This window comes from Enterobacter sp. MGH 16, from assembly GCF_000493175.1.
Taxonomy (GTDB): Bacteria; Pseudomonadota; Gammaproteobacteria; order Enterobacterales; family Enterobacteriaceae; genus Enterobacter; species Enterobacter roggenkampii.
Genome location: NZ_KI535695.1, coordinates 1 through 25025, shown reverse-complemented (window position 1 = coordinate 25025; position 25025 = coordinate 1). Strand labels below are relative to the sequence as shown.

The following is a 25025-nucleotide window of genomic DNA, read 5'->3' as shown; positions in this document are numbered from 1 at the left end:
GGGGGCAAGAATGCCCCCAGCGAAGTCTTACTTAGCCATCTCTTTTTCGATCAGCTGGATCAGGATGTGGATCACTTTGATGTGAATTTCCTGAATGCGGTCAGCATAACCGAAGTGCGGAACGCGAATTTCAACATCCGCCGTACCGTCCATCTTACCGCCATCTTTGCCCGTCAGGGTGATGACTTTCATCCCTTTTTCACGTGCAGCAGTAATCGCTTTGATCACGTTGCCGGAGTTGCCAGAGGTAGAGATCCCCAGCAGCACATCGCCTTCACGGCCTACGGCTTCAACGTAGCGGGAGAAGATGTGGTCGTAACCGAAGTCGTTGCCTACGCAGGAGATGTGGCTCACGTCGGAAATCGCAATCGCCGGGTAGCCAGGACGGTTTTCGCGATAGCGTCCGGTCAGCTCTTCTGCGAAGTGCATCGCGTCACAGTGAGAGCCGCCGTTACCGCAGGAGAGCACTTTGCCACCCGCTTTGAAGCTGTCGGCCAGCAGGACCGCCGCGCGCTGAATAGCGTGAATATTGGCATCATCTTTCAGAAAGTTCGCCAGCGTTTCCGCCGCTTCGTTCAGTTCGTTACGAATAAGATCCTGGTACATGAGGATAATCCTTCAGTATTGATGAAATAACACAGTGGAGTGTACCGGATAGCGGGAAAAGCGAGAAGCTAAAGCCATGCGAAACGTCCGGCGTTTTGCTTTTTCGTGCCGGGTAAAACGCGAACAATGTGAACCAGGTTGTAATTATTTTGTAAACACATTGCTAAAGGAAATAACATCAACTACAACCATATCATCACAAGTGGTCAGACCTCCTACAAGCAAGGGAGCTTTTCTTTATGATGATTTTGAGCATTCTCGCAACCGTTGTTCTGCTCGGTGTGTTGTTCTATCACCGCGTAAGTTTATTCCTGAGCAGCCTGATTCTTCTGGCCTGGACGGCTGCGCTTGGCGTCGCAGGTCTCTGGACTATCTGGCTTTTAGTCCCTCTTGCCATCATCCTTCTGCCGTTTAACTTTGCCCCGATGCGTAAATCAATGATCTCTGCACCGGTGTTCAAAGGCTTCCGCAAGGTGATGCCGCCCATGTCGCGTACTGAAAAAGAAGCGATTGATGCGGGCACCACCTGGTGGGAAGGCGACCTGTTCCAGGGTAATCCGGACTGGAAAAAGCTGCATCACTATCCGCAGCCGCGTCTGACCGCGGAAGAGCAGGCGTTTATTGACGGCCCGGTAGAAGAAGCCTGCCGTATGGCAAACGACTTTGCCATCACCCATGAAATGGCCGATCTGCCGCCAGAGCTGTGGGCGTACCTGAAAGAGCATCGCTTCTTCGCGATGATCATTAAGAAAGAGTACGGCGGTCTGGAGTTCTCTGCCTACGCTCAGGCTCGCGTCCTGCAAAAGCTGGCAGGCGTTTCCGGCATCCTGGCGATTACCGTTGGCGTGCCTAACTCCTTAGGCCCGGGCGAACTGCTGCAGCATTACGGTACCGAAGAGCAAAAAGATCACTACCTGCCGCGTCTGGCACGCGGTCAGGAAATCCCTTGCTTCGCGCTGACCAGCCCGGAAGCAGGCTCCGATGCGGGCGCGATTCCGGATACCGGCGTGGTCTGCATGGGCGAGTGGCAGGGCGAGCAGGTGCTGGGCATGCGCCTGACCTGGAACAAGCGTTATATCACGCTGGCCCCTATCGCCACCGTGCTGGGTCTGGCCTTTAAGCTCTCTGACCCGGAAAGACTGCTGGGCGGCGAAGAAGATCTGGGCATTACCTGTGCGCTGATCCCAACCTCCACCCCAGGCGTCGAGATTGGTCGTCGTCACTTCCCGCTGAACGTGCCGTTCCAGAACGGTCCAACCCGCGGCCAGGATATCTTTGTGCCGATTGATTACATCATCGGTGGTCCAAAAATGGCCGGTCAGGGCTGGCGTATGCTGGTGGAATGTCTGTCGGTGGGCCGCGGCATTACCCTGCCGTCGAACTCAACCGGCGGTCTGAAGTCAGTGGCGATGGGGATTGGTGCCTACGCCCACATCCGTCGTCAGTTCAAAATCTCCATCGGCAAGATGGAAGGTATCGAAGAGCCGCTGGCGCGTATCGCGGGCAACGCCTACGTAATGGACGCTGCCGCCACGCTGATTACCTACGGCATTATGCTGGGCGAAAAACCGGCCGTACTGTCGGCCATTGTGAAGTACCACTGTACCCACCGCGCGCAGCAGTCAATTATTGACGCGATGGATATCGCGGGCGGTAAAGGCATTATGCTCGGCGAAGGCAACTTCCTGGCGCGCGGCTATCAGGGCGCACCGATTGCCATCACCGTTGAAGGGGCAAACATCCTGACCCGCAGCATGATGATCTTCGGTCAGGGCGCAATTCGCTGCCATCCATACGTGCTGGAAGAGATGGCCGCGGCGCAGAACAACGACGTGGATGCCTTCGATAAGCTGCTGTTCAAACATATCGGTCACGTGGGCAGCAACAAGGTGCGCAGCTTCTGGCTGGGCCTGACGCGCGGCCTTACCAGCGCCACGCCGACCGGCGATGCAACCAAACGTTATTATCAGCATCTGAACCGTCTGAGCGCCAACCTGGCCCTGCTGTCCGACGTTTCCATGGCGGTGCTGGGCGGCAGCCTGAAGCGTCGCGAACGTATCTCTGCCCGTCTGGGCGATGTGCTGAGCCAGATCTTCCTGGCCTCTGCGGTCCTGAAACGTTACGACGACGAAGGCCGTCAGGAAGCGGATCTGCCGCTGGTGCACTGGGGCGTACAGGATGCGTTGTATCAGGCTGAACAGGCGATTGACGATCTGCTGGCGAACTTCCCGAACCGCTTCGTGGCAGGCGCCCTGCGCGTGGTGATCTTCCCGACCGGTCGTCACCATCTGGCACCGTCCGACAGGCTGGACCACAAAGTGGCGAAGATCCTGCAGGTTCCGAGCGCAACCCGTTCCCGCATCGGCCGCGGTCAGTACCTGGCACCGACGCCGCATAACCCGGTGGGTCTGCTGGAAGAGGCGCTGCTTGACGTGATGGCCGCCGATCCGATTCACCAGAAGATCTGTAAACAGCTGGGCAAAAACCTGCCGTTTACCCGTCTGGACGAACTGGCAAAACAGGCGCTGGCCGGTGGCATTATCAATAAAGATGAAGCTGCTCTGCTGGTGAAAGCCGAAGAGAGCCGTCTGCGCAGCATTAACGTGGATGATTTCGAGCCGGACGAGCTGGCGACGCAGCCGGTAAAGCTGCCGGAGAAGCACCGTAAACCTGAAGCGGCATAACGCGTTTCGCTTATACAAACCCCGCCTCGCGCGGGGTTTTTTATTGCCACATTTTCTCGTTATGTCGTGCTACAGTGTCAAAAAGTGGTCGTTTGAGGAGCCTGTATCGTGCCTGGTCTGAAGATTTCTATTTTGCAGCAACCTTTAGTGTGGATGGATGGCCCCGCCAACCTGCGCCACTTCGATCGTCAACTCGAAGACATTACCGGGCGTGATGTGATTGTCCTGCCGGAAATGTTCACCACCGGCTTCGCCATGGAAGCGGCAAAACAGTCAATGCCGCAGGATGAGGTGGTCGCCTGGATGCATGCCAAAGCGCAGCAGACCAACGCGCTGATTGCCGGTAGCGCCGCGCTGCAAACGGAACGCGGCCCGGTGAACCGCTTCCTGCTGGTCGAGCCGGAAGGAAAGGTGCATTTCTACGACAAGCGCCACCTGTTCCGCATGGCGGATGAGCACCATCACTATGAAGCGGGTAACGAACGCGTGGTGTTCGAGTGGCGCGGCTGGCGTATTTTGCCGCTGGTCTGCTACGACCTGCGCTTCCCGGTGTGGTCGCGTAACCGCAACGATTACGACCTGGCGCTATATGTGGCCAACTGGCCTGCACCGCGCTCCCTGCACTGGCAGTCGCTGCTCGTGGCGCGCGCGATTGAGAACCAGGCGTACGTGGTGGGCTGCAACCGCGTGGGGACGGACGGCAACGGGCATCACTATCGCGGCGACAGCCGGGTGGTGAATCCGCAGGGCGAGATCATCGCCACCGCCGAGCCGCATCAGGCGACGCGTATTGATGCGGAGCTGTCCTTGACGGCGCTGAAGGAGTACCGGGAGAAGTTTCCGGCGTGGCAGGATGCGGATCCTTTTAGCATTGAGTGAAAAAAAAGCCGGGTGGCGGCTACGCCTTACCCGGCCTACCAATGTTGCTCGCTTCTTTTAACTCACCAACGCCTGCCCGTCTTTGCGGCTTTCCGTCGCGGCCACGTAGTGTCCTTCCGGCAGGCGGTAAATCACCTGCGCACCACCGAAGTTGTAATCCTGAAGCGGATCTTCCACCACGATCTGATGCCCGCGCTCGCGCAGCGCGGCAATCGTGTTGCGATCGAACGTCGATTCAACGATCACCTCCCTGCCCTGCACCACGCGCCAGCGCGGCGCATCGATTGCCGCCTGCGGGTTTTGCCCGTGCAGCATGATGCGCAGCGCCATCTGCATGTGCCCCTGCGCCTGCATCGGGCCGCCCATCACGCCGAAGGACATCAGCGGCTGGCCGTTGCCGTCCATCGCAAAGCCCGGAATGATGGTGTGGAACGGACGCTTGCTGCCCGCCAGCGCGTTCGGGTGATTTGGATCCAGCACAAAGCCACTGCCCCGGTTTTGCAGGCTGATCCCGGTATCCGGCACCACAATGCCTGAACCGAAACCCATATAGTTGGACTGAATAAACGAGACCATCATCCCGCTGGCGTCCGCGGTGCTGATGTAGACCGTGCCGCTCTGCGTCGGGGAACCGTAGACAAAATCGGACGCGCTGTCGTGGTTGATCAGCGCCGCGCGCGACTTCAGGTAATGGTCGCTCAGCAGCTCTTTCGCCGCGAACGCCATGTGTGCTTCGTCTGCCACGTAGCGGTCGAGATCTGCCAGCGCCAGCTTCATCGCCTCAATGGACAGGTGCAGGGACTGCACGGAATCCGGATGATGCTTCTCAATGCCGCACTGCTCAAGAATGCCGAGCGCAATCAGCGTGGCGATCCCCTGCCCGTTTGGCGGCAGCTCCTGCACCGAGCCGCCCGCAAAGTCGCGTGACAGCAGTTCTACCCAGTCCACGCGGTGGTTGGCCAGATCCTCGGCCGTCAGGTGCGCGCCATGCTCTCTGGCGAAGGCGGCAATTTTCTGCGCCAGCTCACCGCGGTAAAAGGCTTCGCCGTTGGTGCGGGCAATCAGCTCAAGCGAGTTCGCCTGCGCCGGGTTACGGAAGATCTCCCCCACGCGCGGGGCGCGGCCTTCCGGCGCGAAGCAGGCGCTGAAGCCCGGCTGATCTTTCAGCTTGCTATAGCCGCGCTGCCAGAGATGCCCAATCAGCGGGGAGACCGGGAAGCCGTTGCGCGCGTAGTCAATGGCGGGCTGCGCCAGGGTGGTCAACGGCAGCGTGCCGAAGCGTTCCGCCAGGGCGACCCAGCCGGATACCGCCCCCGGCACGGTCACCGCGTCCCAGCCGATTTCGGGCACCGCGGTTTTTCCGGCAAACAGATCCGCGTGCCAGCTCGCAGGCGAACGACCGGAAGCGTTCAGGCCGTGCAGCTTTTCACCGTCCCAGACGATAGCAAAGGCGTCGCTGCCGATGCCGTTGCCGGTCGGCTCGACCACCGTCAGCGCCATCGCGGCGGCAATGGCGGCATCCACGGCATTTCCCCCCAGCTGCAGCATTTTCATTCCCGCCTGCGCCGCCAGCGGCTGAGACGTCGCAACGGCGTTATGGCCCAGCATCGGCGGGCGGCGTGAAGCGTAACCGGACGTAAAATCTAGCGCTTTGGTCATCATGACTCCTTAGTCATGGCGCGGATCGAGCGCATCGCGCAGCCCGTCGCCGAGTAAATTGAAGCCCTGCACGGCAAGGAAAATCGCCACGCCGGGGAAAATGGACATCCACGGGGCCTGCTCAAGAAAACCTTTGGCGGTGTTGAGCATGGAGCCCCAGGACGGATTGGGCGGCTGCTGTCCCAGCCCCAAAAACGACAGGCTGGCTTCAGCGATTATCGCCGAGGCAATCGCCAACGTGGCCTGCACCAGAATCGGCGACATCACGTTGGGCAGAACGTATTTGATGATGATCCAGCGATCCGGCAGGCCAATTGCCCGCGCGCCGTCGATGTACTCTTCGTTGCGAATGGCGATCACCTGGCCGCGCGTCAGGCGGGCGAAGATCGGCATCGCGGAAAGGCCGATGGCGATCATCGCGTTGGTCAGGCTCGGGCCCAAAAACGCCCCCAGCGCGATCGCCATGATCAGGAACGGGCAGGCCAGCAGCGCCTCGATCACGCGCGAGATGACGCCGTCCCAGATCTTCTGGAAGTAACCCGCCACCAGCCCCAGCGGCACGCCGATGACCACTGCAATCACCACAGACATACAGCCCGCCATCAGCGAGGTGCGCGCCCCCCAGATAATGCGGGATAAGATGTCTCGCCCCAGCTCGTCGGTGCCGAACCAGTACATCGCCGACGGCGCTTTGCGCACCGCCAGGAAGTTGGCTTTGACCGGGTCGAACGGGGCAATCCACGGCGCCAGCAGCGCCACCAGCACAAAGAACCCCACCACTGCCGCGCCAATGACCGCGCTTTTATTGGCGAGGAATTTTTTCAATACCCGGTTTTGCGCCCGCGGCAGTGCGGGCGCAACGGTTTGGGTCGTCATTTCCGCCATCGTTAGCCTCGCATTTTCGGGTTGATAAGGACGTAAAGCACGTCGGCCAGCAGGTTGAGCATCAGGAAGCCGATGGCGACGATCAGCACCACGCCCTGCACCACCGCGTAATCACGGTTAAATACTGAATCGACGATCATCTTGCCGAAGCCCGGAATGGTGAACACCTGCTCGGTCAGCACCGCGCCGCCCAGCAGTTCGCCAAACAGCAGCGTGGTGAGGGTGATCACCGGCACCAGCGCGTTGCGGAACGCGTGCTTCAGGATCACCGCCTTCGGCAGCAGCCCTTTCGCCCGCGCGGTGCGGATGTAGTCCGCCTTCAGTACCGCAATCATCGAGGCGCGGGTGTGGCGCATCAGCGTTGCCGCGAGCCCCGTTCCGAGCACGGACGCGGGCAGCAGCAGCGTGCGCAGGTTCTGGAGCGGATCTTCACTGAACGGCACGTAGCCGGAGGCAGGCAGCCACTGCAGGTTCACCGAAAAGACCAGAATCAGCAGGATCCCCAGCCAGAAGTGCGGGATCGAGATCCCCGAGATCGCCACGAAGTTCGCCCCGTGATCGACCCAGCTGTTTTTGTTCACCGCCGCGAGGATCCCCATGCTGATGCCAAACACCAGCGCGATAATCATCGCCAGCAGCGACAGCTCTAGCGTAACCGGCAGCTTGCTGGCGATCAGCTGCGTCACCGGTTCATGCGTGCGTAAGGAGACGCCCAGATCGCCCTGCAGCGCGCGCGTCAGCCAGTGGAAATACTGCACGGGGATCGGCGCATCGAGGTTCAGCTCTGCGCGCAGCTGGGCGATGACGGCCGGATCGCGCTCCTCCCCGGCCATGGCGATCAGCGGGTCGCCGGGCAGCAGCTTTTGCAGCCCGAACACCATCATGCTCACCAGCAATAGCGTCGGGACGGCCAGCAGCAGACGTTTGCAAATCAGTTCCAGCATGGGTTCTCCTCAGGACGTTTATTTCGCCAGCGTCAAACCGGCCAGACGCACGATGCCGTCCGGGTACGGCTTAAAGCCCTGCACGCTTTTGTTCAGGCCAAAAATGCGCGGCTCGAAGTAGAGGTAGGCAATCGGCATGTCGGTTTGCAGCTGCTTCACCACCTTGTCGTACAGCGGCTGGCGCGCGGCCTGGTCGGTACTCTGGCGCGCCTGGGTCAGCCACTCATCGACCTGCGCGTTGCTGTAGCGGCCGTCGTTCAGGGTGCCTTTGCTGTTGATAAAGCCGTAGATGCTGCCGTCCGGATCCGGGCGCCCCGACCAGCCGGAGAAGCTCAGCTGATAGTCCCCGCTCTGCTGGCGGTCCAGCAGCGTGGCGAATTCGGTCATCTGCAGGTTCAGGTTAAAGCCCGCCTCGGCGACCATCGCCTGCAGCACCTGCCCCACCTGCTGCGAGGTTGGGTTGTTCGGCACCAGCAGGTTGACGGTCAGCGGCGCGGTGACGCCTGCCGCTTTGAGCAGGGCTTTGGCTTTATCGACGTCACGCGGCGGGACCGGCAGGTTGACGTGATACGGACTCACCGTGGAAAACGCCTGGTTGGCTGGCGTATACAACCCTTCAAAGACCACCTGGTTTAGCGCATCGCGGTCGATGGCCTGAGAAAACGCCTCGCGTACTCGAGCGTCCTTGAACGGATCGTTGGCGGGCACCTTGCCGTTATTGATGTTGAAAGTGATGCCCTGATAGCCCAGACCGGTCACCTTCGCCAGCGCCAGCTTGCTGTCGGCTTCGACGGTTTTAACATCGCTGGCGGCGATGCCTTCGGTCAGATCAAGATCGCCCGCGCGCAGGTTCGCGAGGCGCACGGAGGCATCCGGGATCGGCAGATAGATAATTTTGTCGAAGTGGTAGGCGTCTTTGTTCCAGTAGTTGTCGAAGCGGGTCAGAACGATGCGGTCCTGGGACACGCGGCTGTCGAATTTATACGGGCCGGAACAGACCGGATGGGCGGCAAAGTCAGGCTTTTTTGCCGCTTCAGGGGCCATCATCGCGCCCGCGCGGTCGGTGAGCTGCATCAGCAGTGCCGCATCCGGCGTTTTCAGGTGCAGGGCAATCTGCATCGGACCGGTGACCTCGACCGATTCAACGGAGGAGATCTCGCTTTTACGCAGGGAGCCTTTTAAGGTCAGGGCGCGGTCGAGGTTGTATTTTGCCGCGGCGGCATCGAATTTCTCACCGTCATGGAAGGTCACGCCTTCGCGCAGGTTGAGCGTCAGGGTTTTACCGTCGTCACTCCACGCCCAGTCTTTGGCCAGACCGGGGACGACCTTCAGGTTTTCATCCACATCCACCAGCCTGTCGCACAGGGAGGCAAAGACGAAGCGGCCATAGTAGGTGCGCGCCAGATGCGGGTCGAGCATGTCCGGGTCAGCCCCCAGGCCAATACGCAGCACGCTTTCAGAATGGGCGGGCAGCGCCGCGCCAAGCAACATAACACTTCCCAGTACGGTCAAAAGAGAATTACGCATTGTCATTATCATGAGTTCCTTGAAGGAAGGGACGAGAGGGTGGCCGCGTGTTCAAACAGCGCGCGGCGGCGCAGAAAAGCAGCGGATGGCGGTGCGATCTGGATAACGCTGCGATCGCGGTTGATCTCCTGCCAGCGATGACAGGCAACCTGACGCCCGCCGTCGAGCACCTGATTAATCGGCTCGACCTGACGGCATTCGTCAGTGACGTACGGGCAGCGGGTGTGGAAACGGCAGCCGGACGGCGGACTGGCCGGGTTCGGTAAGTCCCCCTGCAGCAGCGGCGCGTCGCGTTCAGCGCCCGGCTGCATCTGCGGCGCCGAGGCGATCAGCGCCTGGGTATAGGGGTGCAGCGGTGCGTCAAAGATCTCATCGACGCTGGCAAGCTCGACGATTTGCCCGAGGTACATGACCGCCACGCGGTCGCTCATATGGCGAATAACAGCCAGACCGTGGGCGACAATCACCATCGTCAGCCCCAGCTGGTGCTTCAGGCTTTCCAGTAAATTGACCACCTGCGCCTGCACCGACACATCCAGCGCGGATACCGGCTCATCGCCCAGCAGCAGCTTTGGTCCTGAGGCCAGCGCGCGCGCAATGCCGATACGCTGGCGCTGCCCGCCGGAAAACTCGTGCGGGTAGCGCCCGGCCCAGGCGGCGGGCAGGCCCACGGTCTTAAGCAGTTCGGCAACGCGGTACTGCCGGTCCCCTTTCTTCATGTTCTGGTGCAGCCACAGCGGCTCACCGACGATCTGCTCCACCGTCATGCGCGGGTTCAGGGAGGCGAAGGGATCCTGGAAGATGATCTGCAGCTCGCGGCGGAGCTGATTGAGCCGCGCGCCCGAGGCGTGGGTGATCTCTTCCCCCTGATAAAACACGCGCCCTTCGCTGGCGGCCAGCAGGCGCAGCAGCAGGCGGCCAAGCGTGGATTTTCCGGAACCGGACTCGCCGACAATCGCCAGCGTTTCGCCCGGCATGACGGCAAGCGACACGCGATCGACCGCCGTGACGAACCGGGCCGGGGAAAAGAGTTTTTTCGGACCGGGGAAAAGCTTGCTGAGGTCCCGGGCTTCAAGAATGGGCGTGGTCATGCGGTCTCTCCCAGGGCAATGTGGTGTTCGAGCGGCACGCGGAAGCAGGCGACCTGATGGCTCGCGCCGAGCGTGGTGAGCGGCGGTTTTTCATCATGACAGCGCGACTGTGCAAACGGGCAGCGCGTCGCGAAACGGCAACCTTTCGGCATGGACTCCGGGAGCGGGACCGTTCCGGGAATAGTGGAAAGCGGGCCTTTGCGTGCCCCCAGCGAAGGGATCGAGCCCATCAGGCCGATGGTGTACGGGTGCTGCGGGTCGGCAAATATCGCCTCGACGCTCCCCTGCTCTACCACCTGTCCGGCATACATCACCGCCACCTGCTGCGCCACTTCGGCCACCACGCCTAAATCGTGGGTGATCATCAGCACCGCCGTGCCGGTTTCCTCTTTCAAGGTGTTGAGCAAGGCGAGGATTTGCGCCTGGATGGTGACGTCGAGCGCGGTGGTCGGCTCGTCGGCAATCAATAATTTAGGATGATTGATCAGCGCCATGGCAATCATCACGCGCTGGCGCATGCCGCCGGAAAGCTGGTGGGGATAGGCTTTCAATCGCATCTCTGCTGCCGGAATCTGCACTTTCTCGAGGATCTGCAGCGCGAGCTTCATCGCCTCTGCGCGCGAGACGTCCTGATGACGCATAACCGCCTCGCTCAGCTGATCGCCCAGCGTAAACGCCGGATTGAGCGAGGTCATCGGCTCCTGGAAAATCATCGCCAGCTCGCTACCGCGCAGATCGGCATATTCCCGCGGCGAGAGCTTGCGCAGATCGTGGCGACGAAACTGCATCTCCCCGCTGACGATCCGTGCGCTGGCGGGCAGTAACCCCATCAGCGCCAGGGAGGTGATACTTTTCCCACAGCCGGATTCTCCCACCAGCGCCAGCGTTTCGCCCGCCCTGACGGTCAACGAGATACCGTCAAGCACGCTTACCGGCGAGCCCGCGAACGTAACGTTGAGGTTTTTTACTTGCAATACGGGCGTGGCGTCCTTGAAGCGGATTGTCGTCATGGCGTGAAGTCGTCCTCGAGGTGGATCGCCTGAATCAGGGCGGTTTGCAGGCTGAGCAGGTGTTCGCGCATCGCGGTCGCGGCCTCGTTAGGCTGGCGATGGATAATGGCAGCCATGATCTTGTGATGGTGGTCGTTATAGCTATCGACACGCTCGGGGGTGCGTGCCAGCTCGCGCAGATGCTGCCAGCCCGGTTCACGCCGCACGGCATCAATGGCATCAAACAGGCCGAGCATCAGGCGATTACCAGCCGCTTCCGCAATGGCGCGGTGAAAGGCGCTATCCCACAGTTCGTTGAGATCGCGGTCATCCGGGCTGACCTTGTCGATGCGTTCCAGCATGCGCTGCATGAGCGCAAGGTTTTCCCTGGTGGCACGCAGTGCCGCAAGCCGGGCTAAGCCGGGTTCGAGCTGCAGACGAGCTTCCATCACTTCCAGAAGGTTGGTTTGCTGCACCAATCCCTGAAGGGCCAGCGGTTCAACGGGTGCAGCCGGGCCGATAAAGGTCCCTTTGCCCTGCTTACGCCAGATGCGCCCCTCTTCTTCCAGCACGTCCAGCGCGCGACGCACTTCACGTCGTCCTACGCCGAGTGTGTCCGACAGCTCACGTTCCGTGGGCAGCGGAGTGCCTGGTGTTGACTCGTGCTGGTTGATTAGCCCGCGCAGCTGTTCAAGCGCGGTGCTGGAATTTGCCAGAAACCGTGACGGTTTTTCCATATTGGTTCGCTCGCTTTCATCATTGCTTTATTTTTATTAACGATAAGTTATTGATATGGAATGACGCTTATCGTGCTAATGATTAAGCAATAACCAAACCAATCTGCAATTGGTTCAGTGATTTTTTGCATAGCGGGTTATAAGCAGATGATTCTGTATGAATTCTTTTTTACAGAGAGACACAATCTGACTCGAGCCTGAATAGCTGACGGTGGAAAAATGCACAACAACAGTGCAAAGAATGCACTAATGATGTGCAATTGTTAATTAATTGCACTATTGATATTAACTTTTTGTTAACTACAAGTCAGAAGAGAGGGAATGGAATCACAGCTGGCTGAAACGACGAAGGCCTGAATCATTTCTGATTCAGGCCTTCTGAATAGTGGCGGAACGGACGGGACTCGAACCCGCGACCCCCTGCGTGACAGGCAGGTATTCTAACCGACTGAACTACCGCTCCACTGTTCCCGTTTGGGGAACGAGGCGCATATTACGGTGCGCCTCCGATCTCGTCAACGCTTTTTCTCGCGTTTTGAATCGTTTGCTGCAAAAATCGCCCAAACGATGATTTTACAGGCGTTCCGGCGTTTTTTCAGGCACGCCAGAGACAGCTGCCGCCCTTCTTTTGCACCAGATCAAGACGGGATTCGTGATCAAGCAGCTCTTCATCACTGGCTAAAACAACCCGCAGCCGGCTTGCCTGACGGACGACACGCTGAATACCCGCTTCGCCCTGCGTTTGCTGCGACTCATTTTCCATACTGAACTTCATAGACGTCTGCCCACCGGTCATCGTCAGATAGACATCGGCGAGGATCTGGGCATCGAGCAACGCCCCGTGGAGCGTTCGTTTGGTATTATCTATCTCGTAGCGCGAACACAGTGCATCCAGGCTGTTACGCTTGCCGGGGAACATTTTCCTCGCCAGCGCCAGACTGTCTGTCACCTTACAGAAGGTATTCGTCTTCGGGATATCACGATTAAGCTTGCTGAATTCATAATCCATAAAGCCGATATCGAACGAGGCGTTATGGATAACAAGCTCAGCGCCCCTAATGTATTCCAGGAATTCGTCAGCCACGTCCGCAAAAGTCGGCTTATCCAGCAAGAACTCATCGGCAATACCGTGAACGCCGAACGCTTCGGGATCCACCAGCCGATCGGGCTTGAGATAGACGTGGAAGTTGTTCCCCGTAAGACGACGGTTCACCACTTCAACGGCACCGATCTCAATGATCTTATGCCCTTCGTAGTGCGCGCCGATCTGGTTCATACCGGTGGTTTCGGTATCGAGGACGATCTGGCGAGTAATTGCAGTGCTCATAGCGGTCATTTATGTCAGACTTATCGTTTAACTGAACGTTTCAAATACAGGAAGTCTACCAGAGATGCGTAAACAGGTAGAAATTTTCACCGATGGATCTTGTCTCGGCAACCCGGGTCCCGGCGGCTACGGCGCGATTATGCGTTATCGCCAGCATGAAAAAACTTTTAGCGAAGGCTATTTTCTGACCACCAACAACCGGATGGAGCTCATGGCGGCCATTGTGGCGCTGGAGGCACTAAAAGAACATTGTGACGTGGTGTTAAGTACCGACAGCCAGTACGTTCGTCAGGGAATTACCCAGTGGATCCATAACTGGAAAAAACGCGGCTGGAAGACTGCCGATAAGAAACCGGTCAAGAACGTCGATCTCTGGAAACGGCTTGATGCCGCCCTGGGCCAGCACCAGATTAAGTGGGAGTGGGTTAAAGGGCACGCCGGTCATCCGGAAAACGAACGCTGTGACGAACTGGCGCGTGCGGCAGCCGCTAACCCTGCGCATGAGGACGCGGGCTATCAGCCTGAATCCTGATCAGGGCTTTCTGTACTGCCGCGTGGCGCCAACGGTCTGGCGGATCGGCGTTTTCGATTTGCTCTGCTTCATGGGATTAAGCGTAAGGGGAATGGTTCGCTTACGCGCGACGATAAACTGCATGCAGCCTAAGGCAGGCAAATGCGTGCTCAACAAGACGCCCCCCTGCCGTGCCCAGGGCAGCACCTGAAAGCCGCCGTAGCAGAGCACTTCGAAGTTAAGCAGTGACAGCCAGTCGAGCTGGCGCATCATGGTGAACATCCGGCTGTTGTAAGGCGGCGTCCGGCGCAGCACCGGTACCAGCTTTCGCAGGCCCATCAGGCTCAGCGGATTGAATCCGCTCAGCACCAGCCAGCCGTCATCAATCAGCACGCGATCGGCTTCGCGAAGCAGACGGTGCGGATCGCTGCACCAGGGTAACGTATGTGCGAGCAAACACGCATCAACGGATTTTTCCGCAAACGGCAGATGTAACGGGTCTGCTTTCACCTGAACCGGCGATCCGCCGAGAGAGACGTTCACCTGATGCGAGATAGCGCAGCTTTCGGTATTGATTTCCGCGCTGAGATTGCCAATCTTAAGCAGGTGAAAGCCATACATTTTCGCGAGCCAGGGCTTCAGCTGTTGCTCTAACGCCTCGCGATAATATTCACCCCAGGGCAGTTCCGCCCAACGTTCCGGTGCTGCGACAGTCTGAGGTATCCTTGCCGGTTTCATCAACACACCCGCCACGCTATAAGAGGTAATGTATGAATCTTATCAGTATTTCTGCTTTTGAGGACAATTACATCTGGGTTTTGGTTGACGATGAACGTCGATGCGTCATTGTCGATCCCGGAGAATCCGCCCCCGTATTGCGCGCAATAGAAGAGAACGGCTGGCAGCCGGAAGCCATTCTGTTGACGCATCACCATAACGATCATACGGGCGGTGTACCTGAACTGCGTACCCATTTTCCGCATGTTGTGGTTTACGGACCGTCAGAGGCACAAGATAAGGGTGTCACGCAAGTAGTCGAAGAAGGCGAAAAAATCCTCATACGCGAGTGGGAGTTTTCCGTATTTGCCACACCGGGTCACACTTTGGGACATCTGTGTTTCTACAGTAAGCCTTATCTTTTTTGCGGTGACACGCTGTTCTCAGGGGGCTGCGGAAGGCTGTTTGAAGGAACACCAGCGCAAATGTATCAGTCTTTACAGAAGATTAACGCATTACCCGATGACACCGTTATTTGTTGCGCGCATGAGTATACATTAGGGAATATGAAGTTTGCCGTCAGCCTGTTGCCTGAGGATCGGGCGATTAAGGATTATTATCACAAAGTGAAGGAGTTACGTGCAAAAAACCAAAACACACTCCCCGTAATTCTGAAAAACGAGCGCCAAATTAATTTATTTTTGCGAACAGATGATATTGATTTAATTAGCAAAATTAACCAAGAAACAAATTTGCAACAACCAGAACAACGATTTGCATGGTTAAGGTCAAAGAAAGATAACTTCAGATAATTGCTGGTTGCCTTTTCAAAAATTCGCCGTTATCATCGCTCGTCTTTTAAGCAACTATTGACACACACATGAAGGCAAAAGCGATATTACTCGCCTCTGTCCTGCTTGTAGGTTGCCAGTCGCAGAACGGCAGCAACGTACAACAGCACGCACAGAGCCTTTCTGCAGCTGGTCAAGGGGAAGCAGGGAAGTTTACAAGTTCGGCGCGCTGGATGGACGATGGGACATCTTTCGCGCAGGAGCAAGACTTGTGGACCTCTATTGGCGACGAGCTAAAGATGGGGATTCCGGAAAACAGCCGGATTCGCGAACAGAAACAGAAGTATTTAAGTAATAAGAGCTATCTCCACGATGTAACGTTACGGGCAGAGCCGTATATGTACTGGATAGCCGGGCAAGTTAAGAAACGTAACATGCCTATGGAGCTGGTACTCCTACCCATAGTGGAGAGCGCTTTTGACCCACACGCGACGTCTGGCGCCAATGCTGCAGGCATTTGGCAGATCATTCCGAGCACCGGGCGAAACTATGGTCTGAAACAGACCCGCAACTATGATGCGCGTCGCGATGTTGTCGCTTCAACGACAGCCGCTCTCGACATGATGCAACGTCTGAACAAGATGTTTGACGGCGACTGGCTGTTAACGGTCGCAGCGTACAATAGCGGCGAAGGTCGTGTACTGAAGGCAATGAAAGCGAATAAAGCACGGGGTAAATCCACCGATTTTTGGTCGCTCTCACTGCCACAGGAAACAAAGATTTACGTACCGAAAATGCTGGCTTTGAGCGATATTCTCAAGAACAGCAAGCGTTACGGTGTACAACTGCCAACACCAGACGAAAGTCGTGCACTGGCGCGCGTTCGCCTCAGCAATCCGGTTGATATTCAACAGGTTGCTGATATGACGGGTATGTCGGTAAGTAAATTGAAAACCTTTAATGCTGGCGTTAAAGGCTCAACGCTGGGGGCGAGTGGCCCGCAGTATGTAATGGTTCCGCAGAAACATGCTGAGCAGTTACGTGAGTCTTTAGCTTCGGGTGAAATCGCCGCCGTTCAGTCAACGCTGATCGCGGATGCATCATCAGTTAACAGCCGCAGCTATAAGGTTCGTTCAGGTGATACGCTTTCGGGCATTGCGTCACGTCTTGGCGTGAATGCGAAAGATCTGCAGCAGTGGAATAACCTGCGCAGTTCAGGCCTGAAAGTGGGTCAAACTCTGACGGTGGGTGCAGGTAGCAGCGCACAGCGTCTCGCCAGCAACAGCGATAGCATTACCTATCGCGTGCGTAAGGGTGATTCGCTGTCCAGTATCGCAAAACGTCACGGCGTGAACATCAAAGATGTGATGCGCTGGAACAACGATACTGACAATCTGAAACCGGGCGACCAGCTAACGCTGTTTGTGAAGAACAGCGCGACGCCAGACTCCTGATAACACGACCGAAAGATAAAAAGGCACCGATTCCCCTCGGTGCCTTTTTTGTTTATCCCGCTTTTTGCGCTTCAGCCATGATGGTATCGCTGGTAAATGAACCATCGTCCTGCAGTTCAAAGTATGCCTTCACCTCTGCCGACGCACTCTCCTGATACAGCCTGATAGCCTGGCTTAATGCTTCCGGGGTGCGCATACGCGCAATCCACGAGCTAAACTCCAGCGGTAAACGGTCTGTGATTAACGAACGCGCGATCAGCCCCGCTTCCGTGATAAGCGATAACCACTCTCCGCTGGCGTAGTTTTGCACATGGGAGGTGTCGCGCAGCGCTTCCACCGTCTGCAGCCAGATATTACGTACCGGATGCCCAGGTGACATGACATCCATAATAATGAAGATGCCACCCGGCTTCAGAACGCGTTTGACTTCGCGTAATGCCTGGCCAACATCATGCCAGTGGTGCGCGGAATAACGGCTGATCACCACCTCAAACGAGGCATCATCAAAAGGTAAGGATTCGGCATAGCCCTGGCGCGTATCGATGTTGCCCAGCCCCTTCGCTTTCGCCGCTTCAGCAACCACCTCCAGCATCTGGCTGGATAAGTCATATGCGGTTACGTGCGCCACCTGCTGCGCAGCCGTGAAGCTGGCATGCCCTGCCCCGCAGCCTAAATCCAGCACGTGCGCCTGCGGGAATGCCGACAGACGTTCACCGAGACGCACCAGATCGCGACCTGAAGCGTGCACGGCGCTGCTCAGATAGGCATTTGCCTGAGAACCAAACTGTTTTTCTACGTTGTCATGATGGGAGTGTGTTGTTGTCATCGTACTGTCCTTTGTGGGTTAAAAATAGAAGGGCAGCACCCGCGCAGGTCTGCCCCACGGCAGACCTGACACACCATTATTTATCAGGTTTGCCGGGACTGAATTCGACTAGTAGAGGGTTATGATCGGAGGCGCGCGTCACCAGCACAGAGGCGTCATGCACGCTTAAACCACGATAGAAGACAAAATCGAGAGGACGACCAAAGGCTTTTTTGCGCTGGTCATCGCTAAAACGGACTTCACGCAGCGACATTTCGCGCGCAAAGCGGTACAGCGCATTCATGCGCGGGCGACTCCAGGCATTGAAATCACCGGCCATAATGATCGGCCCACTGTGATGCGCAATCTGATCGCCGATCGGAAGTAACTGCTTACTATATACATCCACGCCCAGGCTGAAGTTTACCGCGTGGATATTCACGACCATCAGCATACGGGTATCCGGCAGTGGATAGACCGTCACCAGTGCCGATTTCGCCAGACGCAGGATAGGCTCGCGTTCGCGCAGTGGACAACAATAGACCGGATGTGCTGCTGAAAGCGTCATCACCCCCGAGGGGTGCTGAGGCAGAACAAAGGCCGGTACCTGGTCGGCGGCAAGATAGTGAGTGGTGGCAAACCGGACCAGCTCAGGGGTGGTTTGCGCCTCCTGGAGCAGAACCAGATGGGCATCTTTGCCAAAATTCTTGAGTACCGATAACCACTCCGCACGCTGCTGCTTAAAGATATTCCACACCAGTACGCGGATTTTTTCATCGCTGCTTAACGGTGTGCCGGCGGGTAATGCCTGACTGATGCTCGCAAACGACCCCGGAGGCAAGATCCTCTCCGCGGGCATTCCGGCAACATAACGCATGGCATAGGTATTTTTTCGCACTTTTGGAAACAGCCTCTGTAACATGAACCAGTCCGGAAAACGGACTGGTTCTAATGTTATAGGGACTTTAGGTCACACTTTCAACGCAATTTCTGAGAAACCGCTTTCCAGTTTTGTAAGCCAGCGCTTACTGATGTTACCCCAGCGCAATGCGGGCTGGCTTATCCAGACGTCCGCTCAGGCCAATCAGCAGGAAGGCGATCAGGACAATCACCGCGCCAATCCACGGGGTCTGGGTCAATCCGAAGTGCTCGACGGTTTGTCCGCCAATAATTGAACCCAGCGCAATACCAATATTAAATGCGGCAATGTTCAGCCCCGATGCCACGTCCACCGCATTTGGCGTATAAAGCTCGGCTTTCTGTACAACGTAGACCTGAAGCCCTGGCACATTACCAAAAGCGAAGATCCCCATGACCAGTACCGTGACCAGCGCGGCGTACTGTATCGAGGCGGTGAACTGGAAAATCATCAGCAGAACAACCAGCGCGGCGAAGATGAATTTCAGCGCCGGCACCGCACCATGCTTATCCGCAAGCTTGCCGCCCCAGATATTGCCAATCGCAACGGAAATACCGTACCCCAGCAAGATCCAGCTCACGGCGTTGGGAGAGAAGCCCGCCAGGTCCTGCATCATCGGTGCCAGGAAGGTAAAAGCAGTGAATACGCCACCATAGCCCAGCGCCGTAACCGCGTAGATGATCAGCAAACGCGGATGCGTAAGTACCTTCAGCTGATCGCTCAAGCTAGCGCTGGCCCGGCCTGGAATATTCGACGGCACCAGCAGCAGGCTGGTCACCAGGGCAATGACGCCCAGTAGGGAGACGGCCAGGAACGTTTCACGCCAGCCGAAGTGTTGTCCGATAAACGTGCCCAACGGTACGCCCGTAACGAGTGCAACGGTCAACCCACCGAACATGATCGCAATGGCGGATGCCGCTTTCTCTTTGGGTACCAGGCTGGTTGCAATAGTGGAACCAATCGAGAAGAACACCCCGTGAGCAAGGCCGGTCAACAGCCGAGCGATGACCAGCGTGGTGTAGTCCGGCGCCTGCCAGGCCAGCACGTTGCCGGCGGTGAACAGCACCATCAGTGCAACTAACAGCTGCTTACGCGGAAAGCGTCCGGTCAGGGCCGTCAGGACTGGCGCACCGACAGCAACGCCCAGGGCGTAGATGGACACCAGCAATCCGGCGGAGGGCAGCGAGATCGCAAGCTGGTTAGCAATGGTGGGAACCAGTCCCACGATAACAAATTCGGTCGTGCCAATTGCGAAGGCACTGATCGTCAGGGCAAGTAGCGCCAGTGGCATAAAATACTCCGTATCATCAGGATTAAGATGACAGGCAGTATGCGCCAGTGCTTAAATAACAAAAATGGTCAAAATCTCAATAGAATTTTGCGGGTGGTGCAACAATGAAAGCAACGTCAGAAGAGCTGACAATCTTTGTCGCCGTGGTTGAAAGCGGCAGCTTTAGCCGCGCTGCCGAACAGCTGGGACAGGCTAACTCAGCCATCAGCCGCTCGGTAAAAAAGCTGGAGATGAAGCTTGGGGTGAGTCTGCTCAACCGAACGACGCGGCAGCTGAGCCTGACGGAGGAAGGTGAGCGTTATTTTCGCCGCGTGCAGTCGGTACTGCAGGAGATGGCCGCAGCAGAGACCGAGATTATGGAGACCCGCAGCACGCCGCGTGGGTTACTGCGCATTGATGCAGCCACGCCGGTTGTGCTTCACTTTCTGATGCCGCTGATTAAACCTTTCCGTGAACGCTATCCGGAGATGACGCTCTCTCTGGTCTCGTCCGAGACGTTTATTAACCTCATCGAGCGAAAGGTAGATGTGGCGATCCGGGCGGGAACCCTGACGGATTCCAGCCTGCGGGCCCGCCCGCTGTTTGCCAGCTACCGTAAAATTATCGCGTCGCCACAGTATATTGCTGAACATGGTAAACCGGAGACGGTTGAGGAGTTGAAACAGCATTTGTGCCTGGGCTTTACGGAACCCGTTTCGCTAAATACCTGGCCCGTCGCCTGCCCTGACGGTCAGTTGCATGAGATCACCTGCGGGTTGTCGTCCAACAGCGGGGAGACGCTGAAGCAATTGTGTCTTGAAGGCAACGGTATCGCCTGTTTGTCTGACTATATGATTGATAAGGAGATTGCGCGGGGTGAACTGGTGGAATTGATGGCCGATAAACGCCTGCCAGTCGAAATGCCTTTTAGCGCGGTGTATTACAGCGACAGAGCGGTGAGTACGCGCATTCGTGCCTTTATCGATTTTCTGAGTGAACATATAAAAACAGCTCCCGGAGGAGCTGTGTGAGGGTTCAGGTTACAGAGGGTGGGTCAAACTTAATCCCAGTTTGGCGCTAAGCCTTCCGGGCTGACCAGGCGATCGTTGCACTCCAGGGCTGCGATCGCTTTTTTATCGTCAGCATCCAGATGAAGATCCGTTGCTAACAGGTTGCTCGCCAGGTTTTCACGCTTAGTGGATGATGGGATCACGGCATACCCTTCACCCATTGCCCATGCCAGAATGACCTGCGCAGCCGTCGCATTATGCTTCTCGGCGATACGGATAATCACCTCATCTTTCAGCGCCTTACCGTAGGCCAGCGTCATGTATGAGGTGATGTGGATCCCATGCTGTTTTGCCCAGTCCACCACTTTGCGGTTTTGCAGATATGGAGAGAGCTCAATCTGGTTGGTTGCAATATTTTCTGCGCCAACAGCAGCAATGGCTTTTTCCATCAGCGGGATCGTGAAGTTGGAGATCCCAATTTCGCGGGTTAAGCCCTGCTTTTTCGCTTCCAGCAGCGCCTGCATGAATTCTTCCACAGAGACGGCATCGTTCGGTGATGGCCAGTGGACCAGCGTCAGATCCACGTAGTCAGTACGCAGTTTTTTCAGGCTCTCTTTCAGGCTTGGGATCAGCTTGTCTTTGCTGAGATTCTCAATCCAGATTTTCGTGGTAATAAATAGCTCATTACGCGGCACACCGCTCTCTTCGAGAGCTTGTCCAACGGCAGCTTCGTTTTCATAGATCTGCGCCGTATCAACAGCACGATAGCCCAGTTCGAGTGCGGTTTTAACTGATGCGATAACAATGTCGTCTTTCAGGCGGAAAGTGCCCAAACCAAATGCAGGGAGAGTCATACTATTCCTCAATCATTATGTTCGTAAACTGAGGACGATTATCGCTGGCGGTGTTATAGAGAAAAAGATCGCAAAATGCAGAGGATTTTTGCTGATTTCGCAATAATTAAACGTCAGATAAGAAAAAAGCCCTGAGCGTTAGCTCAGGGCTTTTAATAAGTGGCGGAACGGACGGGACTCGAACCCGCGACCCCCTGCGTGACAGGCAGGTATTCTAACCGACTGAACTACCGCTCCACCGAAGACTGCTTGTAACCACCGGATTAATGCACCGGCTTACTACTAAATTTGATGCCTGGCAGTTCCCTACTCTCACATGGGGAGACCCCACACTACCATCGGCGCTACGGCGTTTCACTTCTGAGTTCGGCATGGGGTCAGGTGGGACCACCGCGCTAAAGCCGCCAGGCAAATTCTGTTAATCTGTATCAGGCTGAAAATCTGTCTCTTCGCCAAAACATCTTCGGCGTTGTAAGGTTAAGCCTCACGGTTCATTAGTATCGGTTAGCTCAACGCATCGCTGCGCTTACACACCCGACCTATCAACGTCGTCGTCTTCAACGTTCCTTCAGGAGACTTAAAGTCTCAGGGAGAACTCATCTCGGGGCAAGTTTCGTGCTTAGATGCTTTCAGCACTTATCTTTTCCGCATTTAGCTACCGGGCAGTGCCATTGGCATGACAACCCGAACACCAGTGATGCGTCCACTCCGGTCCTCTCGTACTAGGAGCAGCCCCCCTCAATTCTCCAGCGCCCACGGCAGATAGGGACCGAACTGTCTCACGACGTTCTAAACCCAGCTCGCGTACCACTTTAAATGGCGAACAGCCATACCCTTGGGACCTACTTCAGCCCCAGGATGTGATGAGCCGACATCGAGGTGCCAAACACCGCCGTCGATATGAACTCTTGGGCGGTATCAGCCTGTTATCCCCGGAGTACCTTTTATCCGTTGAGCGATGGCCCTTCCATTCAGAACCACCGGATCACTATGACCTGCTTTCGCACCTGCTCGAGCCGTCACTCTCGCAGTCAAGCTAGCTTATGCCATTGCACTAACCTCCTGATGTCCGACCAGGATTAGCTAACCTTCGTGCTCCTCCGTTACTCTTTGGGAGGAGACCGCCCCAGTCAAACTACCCACCAGACACTGTCCGCAACCCGGATCACGGGTCTACGTTAGAACACCAGCCATTAAAGGGTGGTATTTCAAGGACGGCTCCATGCAGACTGGCGTCCACACTTCAAAGCCTCCCACCTATCCTACACATCAAGGACCAGTGTTCAGTGTCAAGCTATAGTAAAGGTTCACGGGGTCTTTCCGTCTTGCCGCGGGTACACTGCATCTTCACAGCGAGTTCAATTTCACTGAGTCTCGGGTGGAGACAGCCTGGCCATCATTACGCCATTCGTGCAGGTCGGAACTTACCCGACAAGGAATTTCGCTACCTTAGGACCGTTATAGTTACGGCCGCCGTTTACCGGGGCTTCGATCAAGAGCTTCGCGTTGCCGCTAACCCCATCAATTAACCTTCCGGCACCGGGCAGGCGTCACACCGTATACGTCCACTTTCGTGTTTGCACAGTGCTGTGTTTTTAATAAACAGTTGCAGCCAGCTGGTATCTTCGACTGATTTCAGCTCCACCCGCAGGGGCTTCACCTACATATCAGCGTGCCTTCTCCCGAAGTTACGGCACCATTTTGCCTAGTTCCTTCACCCGAGTTCTCTCAAGCGCCTTGGTATTCTCTACCTGACCACCTGTGTCGGTTTGGGGTACGATTTGATGTTACCTGATGCTTAGAGGCTTTTCCTGGAAGCAGGGCATTTGTTACTTCAGCACCGTAGTGCCTCGTCATCACACCTCAGCGTTAAAAGGTACCGGATTTACCTGGAACCTCCGCCTACATGCTTAAACCGGGACAACCGTCGCCCGGCTAACATAGCCTTCTCCGTCCCCCCTTCGCAGTAACACCAAGTACAGGAATATTAACCTGTTTCCCATCGACTACGCCTTTCGGCCTCGCCTTAGGGGTCGACTCACCCTGCCCCGATTAACGTTGGACAGGAACCCTTGGTCTTCCGGCGAGCGGGCTTTTCACCCGCTTTATCGTTACTTATGTCAGCATTCGCACTTCTGATACCTCCAGCAACCCTCACAGGCCACCTTCAACGGCTTACAGAACGCTCCCCTACCCAACAACGCATAAGCGTCGCTGCCGCAGCTTCGGTGCATGGTTTAGCCCCGTTACATCTTCCGCGCAGGCCGACTCGACCAGTGAGCTATTACGCTTTCTTTAAATGATGGCTGCTTCTAAGCCAACATCCTGGCTGTCTGTGCCTTCCCACATCGTTTCCCACTTAACCATGACTTTGGGACCTTAGCTGGCGGTCTGGGTTGTTTCCCTCTTCACGACGGACGTTAGCACCCGCCGTGTGTCTCCCGTGATAACATTCTTCGGTATTCGTAGTTTGCATCGGGTTGGTAAGCCGGGATGGCCCCCTAGCCGAAACAGTGCTCTACCCCCGAAGATGAGTTCACGAGGCGCTACCTAAATAGCTTTCGGGGAGAACCAGCTATCTCCCGGTTTGATTGGCCTTTCACCCCCAGCCACAAGTCATCCGCTAATTTTTCAACATTAGTCGGTTCGGTCCTCCAGTTAGTGTTACCCAACCTTCAACCTGCCCATGGCTAGATCACCGGGTTTCGGGTCTATACCCTGCAACTTAACGCCCAGTTAAGACTCGGTTTCCCTTCGGCTCCCCTATACGGTTAACCTTGCTACAGAATATAAGTCGCTGACCCATTATACAAAAGGTACGCAGTCACACCACGAAGGTGCTCCCACTGCTTGTACGTACACGGTTTCAGGTTCTTTTTCACTCCCCTCGCCGGGGTTCTTTTCGCCTTTCCCTCACGGTACTGGTTCACTATCGGTCAGTCAGGAGTATTTAGCCTTGGAGGATGGTCCCCCCATATTCAGACAGGATACCACGTGTCCCGCCCTACTCTTCGAGTTCACAACCTGTGCGTTTTCGTGTACGGGACTGTCACCCTGTACCGTGCGACTTTCCAGACGCTTCCACTAACACACAAGCTGATTCAGACTCTGGGCTGCTCCCCGTTCGCTCGCCGCTACTGGGGGAATCTCGGTTGATTTCTTTTCCTCGGGGTACTTAGATGTTTCAGTTCCCCCGGTTCGCCTCGTTAACCTATGTATTCAGTTAACGATAGTGTGTCGGAACACACTGGGTTTCCCCATTCGGACATCGCCGGGTCAAAGGTTCATATCACCTCGCCGGCGCTTTTCGCAGATTAGCACGTCCTTCATCGCCTCTGACTGCCAGGGCATCCACCGTGTACGCTT

Annotated in this window: 20 protein-coding genes, 2 tRNA genes and 2 rRNA genes; 6 read left to right on the top strand and 18 right to left on the bottom strand. The window is 56.5% G+C overall.

Features of this window, described 5'->3' with window-relative positions:
• Positions 1 to 27 precede the first annotated feature (27 nt).
• Positions 28 to 606: a D-sedoheptulose 7-phosphate isomerase gene (gene lpcA / locus L362_RS22535; protein WP_008500263.1), complete on the bottom strand. Its 579-nt coding sequence runs from the start codon at positions 604 to 606 to the stop codon at positions 28 to 30.
• A gap of 239 nt (positions 607 to 845) precedes the next feature.
• Between lpcA and fadE the strand changes: the two genes are divergently transcribed.
• Both fadE and L362_RS22545 read left to right on the top strand, forming a co-directional pair.
• The gene (gene fadE / locus L362_RS22540; RefSeq protein WP_023343416.1) at positions 846 to 3290 is read left to right on the top strand and encodes an acyl-CoA dehydrogenase FadE; all 2445 of its coding nucleotides are present in this window, start codon (positions 846 to 848) and stop codon (positions 3288 to 3290) included.
• 108 nt (positions 3291 to 3398) lie between these two features.
• Entirely contained in the window at positions 3399 to 4169 is a 771-nt protein-coding gene (locus tag L362_RS22545) for an amidohydrolase (RefSeq protein ID WP_023343415.1), read from the top strand.
• 57 nt (positions 4170 to 4226) lie between these two features.
• On the opposite strand, the gene L362_RS22550 is transcribed toward L362_RS22545, so the two are convergent.
• The 9 genes from L362_RS22550 to dnaQ all read right to left on the bottom strand — a co-directional run bounded on the left by L362_RS22550 (position 4227) and on the right by dnaQ (position 13328).
• Entirely contained in the window at positions 4227 to 5828 is a 1602-nt protein-coding gene (locus tag L362_RS22550; protein WP_023343414.1) for a gamma-glutamyltransferase family protein, read from the bottom strand.
• A 9-nt stretch (positions 5829 to 5837) separates the two neighbouring features.
• Positions 5838 to 6713 (bottom strand): ABC transporter permease, encoded by an 876-nt coding sequence (locus L362_RS22555; protein ID WP_023343413.1) that lies wholly within the window; start codon positions 6711 to 6713, stop codon positions 5838 to 5840.
• A gap of 2 nt (positions 6714 to 6715) precedes the next feature.
• A complete protein-coding gene (locus L362_RS22560; protein WP_008500268.1) occupies positions 6716 to 7657 on the bottom strand; it encodes an ABC transporter permease in 942 nt (313 codons plus the stop codon).
• 18 nt (positions 7658 to 7675) lie between these two features.
• Entirely contained in the window at positions 7676 to 9190 is a 1515-nt protein-coding gene (locus L362_RS22565; protein ID WP_023343412.1) for an ABC transporter substrate-binding protein, read from the bottom strand.
• Between the two features lie 2 nt (positions 9191 to 9192).
• Complete coding sequence (locus L362_RS22570; RefSeq protein WP_023343411.1) at positions 9193 to 10275, bottom strand: ABC transporter ATP-binding protein; 1083 nt, start codon at positions 10273 to 10275, stop codon at positions 9193 to 9195.
• On the bottom strand, positions 10272 to 11285 hold the full coding sequence (locus L362_RS22575; RefSeq protein WP_023343410.1) for an ABC transporter ATP-binding protein: 1014 nt from the start codon (positions 11283 to 11285) through the stop codon (positions 10272 to 10274). The genes L362_RS22570 and L362_RS22575 overlap by 4 nt, the downstream gene beginning before the upstream one ends.
• On the bottom strand, positions 11282 to 12001 hold the full coding sequence (locus L362_RS22580) for a FadR/GntR family transcriptional regulator (RefSeq protein WP_021242871.1): 720 nt from the start codon (positions 11999 to 12001) through the stop codon (positions 11282 to 11284). Before L362_RS22580 ends, L362_RS22575 begins: the two co-directional genes overlap by 4 nt.
• Positions 12002 to 12387: 386 nt before the next feature.
• Positions 12388 to 12464, bottom strand: a tRNA-Asp gene (locus tag L362_RS22585).
• A gap of 132 nt (positions 12465 to 12596) precedes the next feature.
• Entirely contained in the window at positions 12597 to 13328 is a 732-nt protein-coding gene (dnaQ, locus tag L362_RS22590; protein WP_021242870.1) for a DNA polymerase III subunit epsilon, read from the bottom strand.
• Positions 13329 to 13392: 64 nt separating this feature from the next.
• Between dnaQ and rnhA the strand changes: the two genes are divergently transcribed.
• Positions 13393 to 13860 carry a ribonuclease HI gene (rnhA, locus tag L362_RS22595; protein ID WP_008500276.1) on the top strand — a complete coding sequence of 156 codons (468 nt, stop codon included), beginning with the start codon at positions 13393 to 13395 and terminating at the stop codon, positions 13858 to 13860.
• On the opposite strand, the gene L362_RS22600 is transcribed toward rnhA, so the two are convergent.
• Positions 13861 to 14577 carry a class I SAM-dependent methyltransferase gene (locus L362_RS22600; RefSeq protein ID WP_008500277.1) on the bottom strand — a complete coding sequence of 239 codons (717 nt, stop codon included), beginning with the start codon at positions 14575 to 14577 and terminating at the stop codon, positions 13861 to 13863.
• Between the two features lie 32 nt (positions 14578 to 14609).
• Here L362_RS22600 and gloB point away from each other — a divergent pair, with 32 nt between their 5' ends.
• Both gloB and mltD read left to right on the top strand, forming a co-directional pair.
• On the top strand, positions 14610 to 15368 hold the full coding sequence (gene gloB, locus L362_RS22605; RefSeq protein ID WP_023343408.1) for a hydroxyacylglutathione hydrolase: 759 nt from the start codon (positions 14610 to 14612) through the stop codon (positions 15366 to 15368).
• A gap of 68 nt (positions 15369 to 15436) precedes the next feature.
• Entirely contained in the window at positions 15437 to 16801 is a 1365-nt protein-coding gene (gene mltD, locus L362_RS22610; protein ID WP_023293221.1) for a murein transglycosylase D, read from the top strand.
• A gap of 52 nt (positions 16802 to 16853) precedes the next feature.
• On the opposite strand, the gene L362_RS22615 is transcribed toward mltD, so the two are convergent.
• The 3 genes from L362_RS22615 to L362_RS22625 all read right to left on the bottom strand — a co-directional run bounded on the left by L362_RS22615 (position 16854) and on the right by L362_RS22625 (position 19816).
• The gene (locus L362_RS22615; protein ID WP_023343407.1) at positions 16854 to 17627 is read right to left on the bottom strand and encodes a class I SAM-dependent methyltransferase; all 774 of its coding nucleotides are present in this window, start codon (positions 17625 to 17627) and stop codon (positions 16854 to 16856) included.
• A gap of 76 nt (positions 17628 to 17703) precedes the next feature.
• Entirely contained in the window at positions 17704 to 18504 is an 801-nt protein-coding gene (locus L362_RS22620) for an endonuclease/exonuclease/phosphatase family protein (protein WP_025912579.1), read from the bottom strand.
• Between the two features lie 136 nt (positions 18505 to 18640).
• On the bottom strand, positions 18641 to 19816 hold the full coding sequence (locus L362_RS22625; RefSeq protein WP_023343406.1) for an MFS transporter: 1176 nt from the start codon (positions 19814 to 19816) through the stop codon (positions 18641 to 18643).
• A 104-nt stretch (positions 19817 to 19920) separates the two neighbouring features.
• Here L362_RS22625 and yafC point away from each other — a divergent pair, with 104 nt between their 5' ends.
• On the top strand, positions 19921 to 20826 hold the full coding sequence (yafC, locus tag L362_RS22630; RefSeq protein WP_021242864.1) for a DNA-binding transcriptional regulator YafC: 906 nt from the start codon (positions 19921 to 19923) through the stop codon (positions 20824 to 20826).
• Between the two features lie 29 nt (positions 20827 to 20855).
• Here the strand turns inward: yafC and dkgB are convergent, their stop codons facing one another.
• From dkgB to L362_RS22650, 4 genes are all read right to left on the bottom strand, one after another.
• Positions 20856 to 21659 carry a 2,5-didehydrogluconate reductase DkgB gene (dkgB, locus tag L362_RS22635; RefSeq protein WP_023343405.1) on the bottom strand — a complete coding sequence of 268 codons (804 nt, stop codon included), beginning with the start codon at positions 21657 to 21659 and terminating at the stop codon, positions 20856 to 20858.
• Positions 21660 to 21819: 160 nt separating this feature from the next.
• Positions 21820 to 21896, bottom strand: a tRNA-Asp gene (locus L362_RS22640).
• Positions 21897 to 21952: 56 nt separating this feature from the next.
• A 5S ribosomal RNA gene (gene rrf / locus L362_RS22645) occupies positions 21953 to 22068 on the bottom strand.
• Between the two features lie 64 nt (positions 22069 to 22132).
• Positions 22133 to 25025: ribosomal RNA gene (locus tag L362_RS22650) — 23S ribosomal RNA — on the bottom strand; the annotation flags it as partial.